Raw genomic sequence first — 12,258 nt, 5'->3', positions numbered from 1 at the left:
TTTGAATACATCGAAGTTGATTACAATCGAACAAGAAGGCACAGTGCTCTTGGGTATCTAAGCCCAGTTAACTTTGAAAAACAATATGTCGCTTAATGCGGTGTCCAGTCTGACTGGAGCAGATCATTACTCGCGGTTCGAGGGGAGCAACAAACGGAATTTCATCAATTGGCTGCCTTAGGGTTGGAGAAGAGAAACTTCAATATGGAAAGTAATATTGGAGAATGAAATGGTTAAAAATTGAAGGGAGTTTGAATAATAATGACTTCAAATACGGAATTGTTTACCTACTTAGTTGTTACTTTGTTATATGCGTTCATGCCCGGTCCGGCGATCCTTTATAGTATTGCTCAAGCGGTGTCAGGAGGGAAGAAAGTAGGAATAATGGCAGCTTTCGGCCTTCATATAGGAGGGTATGTCCATGTGATTTTAGCTGTATTAGGTTTGTCTTCGGTGCTTCTAGCTAATCCTACTCTCTATTCAGTTATTCAAAAGTTAGGAGCTCTTTACCTCGTTTGGTTGGGGTTCCAGCGTATCTATCTAACTAAAAAGTTAAGGGTTACTTCTCGCGAAAGTAATATGGCCTCTCCTAAAAGAACTTTCATTGAGAGTGTCATTGTAGATGTCTTGAACCCTAAAGCTGCAATTTTTTATCTTGCTTTTTTGCCACAGTTTGTGAATGAATCAGGAAGTGTTGCTGTTTGGCTGCAGTTACTCATTTTGGGCGTTTTTACGAATTTAATGTTTAGCAGTGCGGATCTTTTAAGTGTTTTGATGGCGAGTCATCTACATAAAAGGTTCAAAGAAAGAAGTCACTGGGTTGATTTTTTCTCAAGGTGGTCTGGAAGTATTTTTATACTGTTAGGTGTTATGGCCTTGGTAAACTCTTCGTGAGCTTAGGGTGCTGCTCAATTTAAACTTGCAAGTTTCAAAACTGAATACACAATCAGAGCGTTCATTACTGGCATGTAATACCAAGTGATAAATTTAACTTTCTGGTGTTTCGCCCGTTAGCTCTTACGAGGATGAGTATGAAAATCGTATATGAAATTAATGTGACCGAAAAGCAGCATAAAGAAATAATGATGTTGCGGAATCAATCATTTCCAAAGCATCAAGTTGGGCGTTCCTACTTTAAACAACTCCCTCACCTTCGTGCGCTACAGTATGAAGGAGATGTGCTTGTCGGGTATCTCGGATTAGATTATCGGGTAATAAAAGTTGGGAATGAAGTACACAGGGTTTTGGGGATAGTCGACTTTTGTGTTGCTGAACATTATCGAGGTCAAGGTATTGGTACGTTGATGTTATCCGAGGTTTCCTTGTTTTGCGAAGGTAAGGGGGTCGACTTCATCATTCTTGTCTCAGAGCTGCAAAGTTTCTATTCAGCACGAGGATATATTCAAGTTAAGGGAACCAATTCATGGTTAAGGCTTCATGAACACACGAATTATGGTGTTGCTGTTGAACATGTTGATGAGCTTTATATAAAGCCAATGAATGCAAAGAATTGGGGAGATGGCCATATTGACTGGCTTGGCTATATGTACTGACGACAAAGGACAACCAAACGTTTGAGAGTCTCAAGATACTTCGTCTAACCTTATGGCTTAATGTAAGGTGCCTAAGCTGTTTGTGTCCAGAGGCTTCATAGACCTGAAGTTTTACTTATGGCACTTTTATAAAAAGTGCCAGCTAGCTAAGATCTGCCCCAAAGCATCTTAGAGTAAAAGCTAATAATATGCTTGTTAACGTGAGTTTCCCCTACCAAAAATTATCCGAACGAGCTGATAAATTAACGCCACCCTGATTAAGCTCATCTTGCAGACTAATGTTCGTTCACCTGACTTAACCTATTGACTATTAATTAAACCATATGAGAAAAACTGCATTTTAAGGAGGTGAAAACACAGTTAGGCGGCTAATAAGCGTTATATCACTCCTCTACTGTCTTCATCTGTAATTAGATGGTTGAACTTCCTACAAATGTCGGTATTCTCCGTGAGATAATGTTACTTGCTGATAGGAATTCAAAAATGCAAGAGTTTTCTTTAAGAATTGCAGAGCCAAAAGATGTGCAAGCGCTAGTCAATGCTTTGTCTGCCTCAAGTAAAGGTGATGTTAGCCTTGAAGCAATGAATAGATTAAGAAACAGAGTGTTAAATGAAATAAATGGACTTATTCCTAACAGCAAAACTTACATAATAGAATACCTTGGTGAGAGCGTCGGCCGACTCCGTTTGGTCGAAGAAGAGAACGAGTTGTTCCTAGGTGGTATACAATTACTGCCAGAGCATCAAGGCATAGGATTGGGTAGTTTGATACTTCGGCATCTTATTAATTATTCAAAAAGTGAAAACAAGTGCTTACGACTTGAAGTTGAAAGAAATAACCCGAAAGCGAAAAAATTATATGTAAGTTTGGGCTTTGTAGTTGAGCAGAGCTTTGAAGACAAAGAGTTCATGGTTAGAGCTATATAACAAACGGATTTAAAGTGGGAGTGCTGAATGGTGTACTTTGGGCTATTGTCATTGGCGTTATCACGGGTCTTTGGTTTGACAGTATGATGTTGGGGATCGTCATCGGTATGGCCATTGTGACAAACACAATAAGTGCTTCACTCGCTGGTATCTTTATCCCTGTTATTTTAGATAAGCTAAAAACCGACCCTGCATTATCAGGTTCTGTCATATTGACTCCAGTAACGGATGTGTTTGGCTTCGTCGCATTTTTAGGCTTAGGTACACTATTTTTAATATAAATCCTCGCGTACAACGTTAGTTATTTTCGGGGGGTGATCTTACGTTGAAAAAATAGGTGTTGCCAACAGCGGACACCTATTTAGGGGGACGGAGTTAGTTGTGTAGTGGCTCACAGGATTTGGCTTCCTAATTAGAGACTCCCATGACAGTTCTCTGTGCTGATCCATATGTGAACCATACTGATTCTAATGTGCATTGTAATTTTTAGAACTTAAGCTCTAACGCGTTTTTGTCCAGAACTTTCACAGATGGCACTTCCTAACTCTGTCACTTCCTAACTCAGAAGTGCCCCAAAGCTTCTCAGAACCAGCAATAGGGCGACCTAGTCAGAACACCAATAGACCAACTTTGGTCTCCTACACGGACTTTTCCCGTATTTCTCCCGCTTAATTCTATATCTATTAACACAACAGGTTGATAGCAGTTGAGTTTCATAATAAATGGCAGCAACATAGACGGAAGAGTTCCGCCTATGTTGAGTTATGCCTAAAGGAGACTTATGGAGTCAATTTACGAAGTAATACAAGAAAATCCCGAATTCTATGTGTGGGTCTTTGGCATCATAAATGTGCTTTGGGCTTTGTTTGTATACTTCAATAAGCAAAGACACGAGCGAAACCTGAAGCAACTGGAGCAAGACCTTCGGTATAAGTCTGACAGACGATTAAAAATTTTCGACTTAAAAGCACGTGAATATGCAAAGTATGTGACTGACTTGGACAATTTTGGACGTAAAAACGAGATAGAACTTCCAAAACGTATGCAGCCGATTTTCGATGAGTATTTACAAAGCTACTTGGCCGCAACTCAAGCGGGAGATAAAGAGAGAGAATATCAAGTCATTGGTTGGCTTAGCTCGCAAGTATCTGCGCTGATGCAAGAAGGGCTAAAGGATGTTCTAATACTTAAAAGTGAGTCAAATCGTTTAAAGTTGATAGCAACAGATGAGATGCTTCAGACATTCGACAAATTGGAGGGCTTAACACAAGAGTCCATGGATTGTTCAAATGATTACATGAGCAATTTCACCGATATCGTATTGAATCAAAAGCATGGTGAAACCGAAGCGTTTCAAAAAAAAGCGTCAGATTTAGCTGAACAGATAAAAAAACAGTCTAACTCTCTTCTTTACCAAATGAGGCGTGAGCTTAGCGATATATAGGCATGCAAGCATTTAAGAGTGACTCCCAATGATTGGCTTTTTGGAGGCTTAAAATGAAAGATAGTGGTTTGGCCATAATCAAAGATAATGCAGAGGTTTTGTTAGATCACATTTCAGAAAATGAATGGATTAGAGAAATACCTGTATTAGATAATATTTTCAATATTTTATCGGTAGCGACATCTATTAGAGATGCGTTGTTTGCAAAGAAGTTGGAGCAGTTTTTTGTAAGCATAAAAGATGTTAGTGAACGGGATTTAAATAAAATAAAAAAATTCGCACTAAGCTGTGATGCAAATGAAGTATCTGAGATATTAATTAACGTTTTAGATAAGGTTAGTGATAACAAAAAGCCTACTATAATTGCAAATTTATTTATTGGTTATATTGAAGGTTACCTAACTGTTGAAGAATTCAAAGTCACTTTGGAAGTTATCGATAAATCTTACACTACAGATTTAGAGAGCTTTCTTTCAACAGGCTTCGGCATCGTCGATTTAACTCTCACCGAACTTATAGAGGAAAAAGTCTACAGTATGATTTTTACTCCTCTTTTAGCTAGAACAGAAAACCCGCAAAGGACTCACGTTGAGCGATATAGTATTTCAAATCTTGGACTAGTGTTTTTTGACGCTTATAACTATGGTGTCACTGCTAGGAAACAAAGCTAACAAGCATTTAAGACTTCAAGATACTTTTTCTAATCGATATCGAACGCGTTAGATCTCAAATCTCTAGCACGTTTCTGTCCAAAACCGTCACAGGCTGAATTTGTACCTTGTGTGATTTGTACCCATTGTCGTCGTGACTCAAGGCGAGTTCCAATGATGTATTTGCAACTGGAAGCAGTTAGCTTTGTCGACAAGAGTTGATAACAAAGAGAGCCAAAGCTGATTAAATTGATTAACCAATAACTTTCAATGTTTTTGGTTATAGTATGTGTAATACAAATTCCAATAATACTTGGGTTATTTTAAATGAAACAAGAAGTACATAGGTTTGAGCTATCAATAAATAGCACTATCTCTGAAGTCTATGGTCACTTTATTAAGGCAAATAGTGACCAAAGCCTCGATAGAATGTTTGAAGGTCTTCAAAAAAAACTCAGGAAAATTACCTGCTCAGTGAGAGAGAGGGAGTGTACTCTCATTAATGTGTACATTGCATACGGCAGAAGACAAGAGGACTTTGATGGTAAAGGGAAGACTTGTAAATCTTTTCCTACAAGGAGAATCGAAAGTATAATGAACACCCACTCTAACCTTTCGCCAGAAGAGCTACTAGGTGAGGCTTTACGATCTTTAGATCTGTGATCTGGAACTTTAACGCTTTCTAAATTAGCGCATGATAGCTAAAAATATGAGCAGAAAAATTAAGAGTAATTAAACACCCTAGGTCAAAATAATGATAGATGTAGTTTACTCTCAAGAAAATGAATCTATGAAAGAGGTCAATATGGTCTCTTTTTTTGTATTGATTTTAAACATAATTCGATTATTGTCCAGAGGCGTTCTAGCGCTAATTTCAGTTAACTGTAATCTCGTCATTTTTAGTCTGTATTTTGGGGGTTAAAGTGCCCCTGTATAAGAGTAACTTGGCGTTAATGTAAAAACAGTGTGGTCAAATCTACACCCCAACCCCTTCCAATAGGGGCGTTTTTCATCGATAATTTAGCCTCTTAGCGAAAACAAAGACTAATTGGAAAGCGTCTCCAAGATGCCCCTGTACTTTCAATTCTTCACCACACACCACGCTAAATCGTAAACGATTTAAATGGTTGTCTGAGATGAATGTAAAAGACATAAAAACAATGACTTATGTTTATTGGTGGAGGTGAAATAGAGCGTGAAAAAATTTTCAAAATCTCAACTAATTAGCCGCTGAAATCCCAGTGTGAAAATATGTAATCACATTGAATTATCATTGACGCCTTTCTGTATAAGGGATTGCGGTTGTTTCAATCTAAATCCAATGGGATTTAATTGAATTATTATTTATCCCTTTATAGGTAAGGCTTTGGCGGTTTTTTTAAAACTAAGTACAATGGGTTTACATTGAGAGTTTATTGGATTTCATTGGGGTTTAAAAGTGGACTTCATTGACATTCATTGAGGAGAAAAGGCTAAATTATGTCGCGTTCTTACCCTTTACAAAGCTCCCTTCGAGGGAAGCTAGAGCAAGATTTTAAGAAGTTCAGAGATAGAGAAAAGTTAAGTGATGCTGAGGCAACTCGTCAGCTTTTCACCTTGGCGTTGCGTATCAAACTGAATGACAGTGACGATGAACGGCCGTCGAACCGTGAGTTGATGGAAGAAACGTATCGTAGAGTTAGGCAAGTACAAGGCGTGCTAAATTTAAATTTGGCGCATAGCTTTGATGGGGAGGGGTATTATAAGAATAAAGCGGATTCGATTGAGCAAAGAAAATCCAATACCGCTTTGGTTGATAAAAGCGTCGATGAATATCTTGAAGGCGAAAAAAAAGGGTAGCCATTGGCTACCCTTTTATTATCGCTCTAACTCTCTGTCGATTTCTCTGTCTTCCCAATGGCTCTCTTTCTCTGATTGATTAAATTCCATCTCTTTTTGAGGGGAATATTCTTTTGGCTCAAAGTGATCGAGTGATTGGCTGTCGGTTTCTTTTTTCTCATTATAGTTGAGGGTGTCTAATTCGCTCTCTTGATGAGAAATGTGTGGCTCACTTAATTCAATGTTATGTGCGCTGTTATCTTGCTCTAGTTTATCAAGGCATGATTTGATGTCCTCTTTAAGGTTATCGTCTGACATGAATTGAATGTCTCGACCATTAAAGTTCTCGACGATTTTCTCAATGTTGTTCGGGTTTAAATCGTGGTTGCCGTGATTTAATACAATAATGATGTTCTGTCTCAGTTCATCGGTAGAGATGTTTTGAATGTCGTTCTTATGATTGACGTTGATAATGTCAATCTGCCCTTGAGTTTGGTCTCGAATTAAAAACGAGTTTTCTATCGATGTGCTGATGATGGTGGTGTTTAAATCCTCCCCCTGATGGAATTGTGTTAATTGTTTGGATTTTGTTCCTAGGGTTCTTGGATTAATATCTAGGGAGGTGTCTTTATTTCCTTGAGTGTCTAAATAGGTCACTTCTATGGCTTTGGTTTCACCTTGTTTATTGTGGATGTTGGTTAGCATCGCAGGGTGAAGGGAGCTATCTTCGGATGAATAGACCGCTGGGTGGAATTTTACATGGTTGTTTTCAATGTTATTGACACCGAGCTTGTTTAAGTACGTTTGGGCCAGTGTGTTATCCATCGGTAAGCTTTGATTGATATAATCCTTAGCCCTTTCTTCAAACTGCGCAATATGCCTTGGGGTGGTGCTCAGTAATTTTTCGTGTTTACTGTTTTCCTCCAATTGATATTTGTCCGGCTCATTGAGCATCTTGTGCGCTTCATTCATCGCGGCTTTATAATTCATTTCCTTATGACTCATGATTAGGTTAATCAATGCGCCTTTTTCGCCCGTGGTGTAGTCTTTAAAATACCCTCGATGCTCTCCTGTTAGGGTCACTTTAATGGCTGATTTACCAATGCCAAAGGTTAAGTAATCCCGGTCTGATTTTGATTGATTCGGCTGGCCTAATAACTGAACGGCGAGGCTTTCTGTGTATTTTGGTAGTTGCGTATTGATGTGCTCCCTAAATTTGTTGTAGTCAAAGTCACCGCTTTTATTTTGGAACCGGACGTCCTCATGAGGGAGGGCATTACGGTTAAAGTAAGTGGTGTCTTTGGGTGGGATTTGGTTGAGGGTTTCTATCGCACTGGCTTTATGGCTATCTTTAGAAAGCCAGCTTTTGACCAGTTGTTTTGTGTTGTCGGTATAGAGCCGAATGTGCTGACTGGCACGAGTCACATCGATACCGGCGCGTCTTAAGTTGGTCAGTGCGCCTTTGCTTTGTATCGCGCTAATGACGTGTTGATAGGTGGACCCTTGCGCCATGTCTGCGGTTCGACTGTACGCGTAGTCCCAGTGCCCGTCTTTAAGCGCATTAGGGTGAAGGTTGAGTGTTTGTCCTGTCTTAGATTGAGCGACAATACTGTCTGTAGTCGCTTGCGTGATGCGGTACTCCACGTTGGCTTTAATGCCGCGCTCTTTATCGGTAAAACGGGTGATGATTTTATCGCCCGTTGAGAGGGGTTTTTCTGACACGCTAAACAGTGTCGTGAAGGTATGGTCTCGATTGCGGGGTAAGAACGGCCTTGTCTTACCTGTACTCGCGTCTTGAAGTGTTACTACGCCATGCTCTGAATCTACGTGAGTGATTGTCGCGTACTCACCGGGTCTGGTGTTCAGTATTAAGCCTTTTTGATACGGCATCATGGTGGTGAGCTCTTCACCCGTCGCACCGATTGAGCGTAGCCGGGTTGCGATGACGTTCTCTTTGCCTAACTCACTCTTTTTCATCAATCCGACTCGGATGTATTCGGTAGTTTGGTCTCGCTCCTTGTTGGTGTAAAGAATGAGAAGTGTGTTTTCTCGCGTCTCTGGTGTGCGCTCTAGATAGTCCTTGGCGATCATATAGGGCAGTTTTTCTGTGGCTTCTAACTGCGCTTTGTGTCGGTCTTTACGGTGTTCATTCAGCGTGGAAATGACATGCTGGCGGTTGCCTTGAGTATCAGGGGCTTGCTGCTGGAGCTTATCCAGGGCGCTCTGTGGCTGCTTATCAATGATGTTTTGCGCCGCATTAAGTAAGGTGTCGTTTTGCTGACGGATGATGTCGGTCATGTAAGCGGTATCGATGCGGCCTTGGCTTATGGCTAGCTCAAAGGGTTTACCGGCACTGAGTGATAAAAGCTGCTCTTTATCGCCCAATTTGACTGTTTTGGACTGACTGTCATTGACGAGCTTTGTGAACTCATCGGCTTGCTTGTTGCTGACCATGGAGCTTTCATCGAGAAAGAACAAGGTGTGTTGATAGTCACTGGCTTCTCGATTGCCTTGCCGGATGTCAGAAAGCAAACTGTCTAGCGTTTGCGCTTTCACGCCTTTGCTTTCTAGCTCTGCAACCGCGGCGTGAGTGGGCGCAAGACCGATGACGCTTTGCTCTGGTTGCTGGCTGGCTTCTTTCACTAACTGGATAAGTTCAGTATTGGATTCAAGCATGGTGGACTTACCTGTGCCGGCTAACCCTTGGATGGCCACAAAGCTGTCCTTGGTGGTTGATATGAGGGTGATGGCGTCCTTTTGCCCTTGGGTTAGGCGAGGCTTGGTATTGAGAAAGTCTTGCACCTGTTTAGGTGTGGCAAAAGGCTGATGTTGGTCTTTACCATCATCGATGTTTTGCAAGATGCGCTTTTCAGTCTCCAGCGCGGCGTGCGTCGTCCAGCGTGTGCCGTCACTGTACTCTGCAGAGAGGGTGTCGCTGCGTTTAGTCAGTTCTGTTTCAACCTGCTCTTTGGTAATAGAGCCACCGGCTTCTTCAAAGGCGTAACGCACCGCTTCCACCACTAACGCTTTTTGGCTAAACGCCGCTTCTCGCTCTGAGAGGTGGTTCAGGGCAAAACTGACCGCTTTTTCGATGAGTGGGGCGTTTTGCGCTTTGGCTAGTGCTGACAGTGCCTGACTGACATCGTGCTTTAGCCAATCTTGGGTGGCGTCATTTAGGTAGCGGTCGTTGACGTTTTGCGTCTGTAATACGCGCTCAATGGCTGACGGGGAGACTTGCTCTTTCTCAAGTACGCTTTGGGCTTTGTCCGGTTTGTCGGTGAAGATATCAAGGCGCTCTGTTTTTTCGGTCAGGTCGTTTATCAGGGGCTTAGATAAAGTAAATGCTTTACCTGACAGCAAGGTATGGGCTTTTTGCTCAATATGGTGGGCGCCGTGAACATAGTCGTATTGCAGCGGCGCGTCTTTTAAGCTCTCTAGGTTGACGCGCTGCGTTTGACCTTGGCTCTCAAGCGTGAGGCTCTCTTTGCTAGCGTTTGTGACAAGGTAACTTTGATTGACGTCCAAACCGGCAGGGAAGTGTTTGCCTAACGAGCGAAGACGTTCGCCTTGGGCGATGTTGAGGCTTTGCGGTTTGCTGATTTGCATCTTCATGCGCTTAAAGGTGCGACTGGACGGGTCAAAGGTGTGTGACTGTCCATCGCGTTTGCTGAGTGCGGTCATGGTGTTGCTCTCTTTATCGATGCTGGCGATGACAAAGCTCTGAGGTTTGTTTTTCTCCCAGTGGGTGAGTGTCATGCCTGGTTTGTAGTGTTGAACGAGGGGTTGTTGCGCTTTGGAGAGGTGGTGAGGGGTTTGAGTGAATAGGGTGGTTTCGTGTCTGGCGAGGGCGCCGGTATTTTTCAGTTGGCCCCGTATCGCTTCGGTTAACCGCCGCTGCTCGACGCTGGAGGTGGCAATCACTTGCGTGTTGGCTTTATCGGGGAGGTCGGCGTACACCCGCGCTATCCTATCGGTGTCATTGTCATGCAGTTTCACGTTGGTATGGCTGGCTCGCTTGCCGACCCAAGAATGACTCTCCACATTGCCTTTTTGATACAGCGAGATAGCGTTATTGGCTTTAAATCCCTGACGGCTTGATACGCGGTTAAGCATCACCACTTTACTGCTCGATTGTTTGGCTTTATCGGTGAGGGCTAACAGCTCATTGGCGCTCATCTTATTGGCGTCATCGATGAGCAAGACGTCTTTATTGGTCAGCGGCGTATCGCTTTGCAATAAGCTGTGGGTGGTGTGGCGCTGCTCTGGTGAAAAGAGCTGACCGACCCAGGCGCTGAGTGTTTGACTCTTGCGCTGTACGCTCTCCATGCCTTCAGCCTTGGCTTTCACGCTTTGGGATACTAATTGGACACGCTTACCACTGTGGTTCCCCACGTTAAGTAGCTGCTGCGCAATGCTTTGTGATGAGCCATGCACATTCACCACGTGGAACTGTTTGGTGGAGTGGTACAGGTCAGTCAAGATACGCTGCTGGTTTTCAGGGATAGCAAGCTTGTTGAGCGTGCTGGATTCAACGTGGGTGCGCATGTGATGCGCCCGACCTTGGGTGCTGTCGATAAGCGCTTGTTCGTTATCAATTAAGCCTTTGGTGGTGTATTGCCCTTTTTGCCTGAGTCCTATCAAGTCGCCCTGTTTAATCATTTCATCCGCGACTTTTTTGATATCAATAGCGTTGAGTTGTACGCCGCCTTTGGTGAACTCTGAGGCGGTGAGTTCAATGATTTTTTCTAGGTGTAACGCGGTGCTGTATTGCCCTAGATGGTCAATGGCTCTGCTGATGGCGGCTTTGGTTTCACCAAGTGGTGGGGTGTTTTGCGCTTCTTTCACTTGTTGCGCCATGGTGACAAGCTGGGCGGGCTCATACCCTTGCTCTTTTACGGTGCTTTGCCACTGTTTGTTGAGGCTGTCACTGCTCTGGTAGGTCTTGCTTTTACGAGTATCGAGGTTTGCTACGTCTTTCGCCGCGCGAGAGTCAAAGCCTAAATCGAGTGTGCGTTGGTCAATTTGCTGTTTGCGAGTGGATGACGCATCAAGAATAGGCTGAGGGACACCGCTGATTTCGAACTGACCGTTGCCGACGCCTCGCGTGGAATAACCGAGTGTTTCTGCATCTTTAGCTAATTGGCTCTGGTACAAGATACCGTAGTATTTTTGGAAGTTGTAAATGCGCTCGCCAGTCCCGTTAATCACGCCCCCTTTTTGTTTTAGGCTGGTTGATAAAGCGCGTAAATCTCCTTCTTTATCGCGCGTCATGTTAGCGGTTAGCGCGTGCGAATGCACTTGCATGTCATTTTCACGGCTGGTCTTATGGCGTACGACTGCAAATAGCATCGAATCCGTATTTTCGTATTCTTGAACGCCTTTCTCATGGGTGACTTTGACTTGTGCTACGTCTTTCTCAAGCTCTGTTAAGGCGAACTTCACGGCGTTATTGTGCGCTTCAATGAGGCGGTTATCTCCGCCAATAAGTGCAAGAACGCTGAGGGATTTGGGCGCAGAAAAGGTCAGGTCGAAGCCAGATTTGTGTTTTTCTCGCTTCCCTTTAATGGTTTCACCGCCAAGATTGCCAGAAAGCACCGATTCTAGGGTGGCTTGATCTACGGGTTTATCTGCCAGTCCCGCTTCGATGGCCAGCTTGCCATGCCAGAAGGTGTTTTCTACCTGGTCTTTTTCTAAAGAGACGTCAGGTAGGTCTTTGGGGTTTTCTTCGCTTAGGTAATATTTGGCAGCGCCAGAAGCGGATTTTAATGGGCTAATAGAAAGCATGAGTATTTTCCTTATGCAACGCAAATTGCCGCTAGCAGCAAAACTGAGCGGTGAGTGGAGGTTAAGGGGGAAGTGGAATTAA

The 12,258-nt window shown here is 43.0% G+C and carries 9 protein-coding genes; 8 read left to right on the top strand and 1 reads right to left on the bottom strand.

The genetic code is table 11. The features are described from left to right. From L3V35_RS24815 to L3V35_RS24780, 8 genes are all read left to right on the top strand, one after another. Window positions 1-96: IS3 family transposase (locus tag L3V35_RS24815; protein ID WP_135458248.1), on the top strand; the 96-nt coding region annotated here is incomplete at its 5' end. A gap of 165 nt (window positions 97-261) precedes the next feature. Beyond that, window positions 262-894, top strand: a complete 633-nt coding sequence (locus L3V35_RS24810) for a LysE family translocator (RefSeq protein ID WP_237300806.1) — start codon at window positions 262-264, stop codon at window positions 892-894. A gap of 137 nt (window positions 895-1,031) precedes the next feature. Further along, the gene (locus L3V35_RS24805) at window positions 1,032-1,553 is read left to right on the top strand and encodes a GNAT family N-acetyltransferase (protein WP_132940543.1); all 522 of its coding nucleotides are present in this window, start codon (window positions 1,032-1,034) and stop codon (window positions 1,551-1,553) included. A gap of 483 nt (window positions 1,554-2,036) precedes the next feature. Further along, entirely contained in the window at window positions 2,037-2,480 is a 444-nt protein-coding gene (locus tag L3V35_RS24800; RefSeq protein ID WP_206747488.1) for a GNAT family N-acetyltransferase, read from the top strand. Between the two features lie 14 nt (window positions 2,481-2,494). Then, on the top strand, window positions 2,495-2,761 hold the full coding sequence (locus L3V35_RS24795) for a magnesium transporter (protein ID WP_237300805.1): 267 nt from the start codon (window positions 2,495-2,497) through the stop codon (window positions 2,759-2,761). 500 nt (window positions 2,762-3,261) lie between these two features. Beyond that, complete coding sequence (locus L3V35_RS24790) at window positions 3,262-3,924, top strand: hypothetical protein (RefSeq protein WP_237300804.1); 663 nt, start codon at window positions 3,262-3,264, stop codon at window positions 3,922-3,924. Window positions 3,925-3,977: 53 nt separating this feature from the next. Next, window positions 3,978-4,595: a hypothetical protein gene (locus tag L3V35_RS24785; protein WP_237300803.1), complete on the top strand. Its 618-nt coding sequence runs from the start codon at window positions 3,978-3,980 to the stop codon at window positions 4,593-4,595. Window positions 4,596-6,053: 1,458 nt separating this feature from the next. Then, window positions 6,054-6,413: a hypothetical protein gene (locus L3V35_RS24780; protein WP_016790675.1), complete on the top strand. Its 360-nt coding sequence runs from the start codon at window positions 6,054-6,056 to the stop codon at window positions 6,411-6,413. 18 nt (window positions 6,414-6,431) lie between these two features. Here the strand turns inward: L3V35_RS24780 and traI are convergent, their stop codons facing one another. Next, the gene (traI, locus tag L3V35_RS24775; RefSeq protein ID WP_237300802.1) at window positions 6,432-12,176 is read right to left on the bottom strand and encodes a conjugative transfer relaxase/helicase TraI; all 5,745 of its coding nucleotides are present in this window, start codon (window positions 12,174-12,176) and stop codon (window positions 6,432-6,434) included. Window positions 12,177-12,258: the final 82 nt, after the last annotated feature.

The sequence above is a fragment of the Vibrio sp. L5-1 genome, assembly GCF_021728315.1.
Lineage (GTDB): Bacteria > Pseudomonadota > Gammaproteobacteria > Enterobacterales > Vibrionaceae > Vibrio > Vibrio splendidus_K.
The sequence above is the reverse complement of the archived record's forward strand: the minus strand, read 5'-3'. Positions and strand labels throughout refer to the sequence as shown.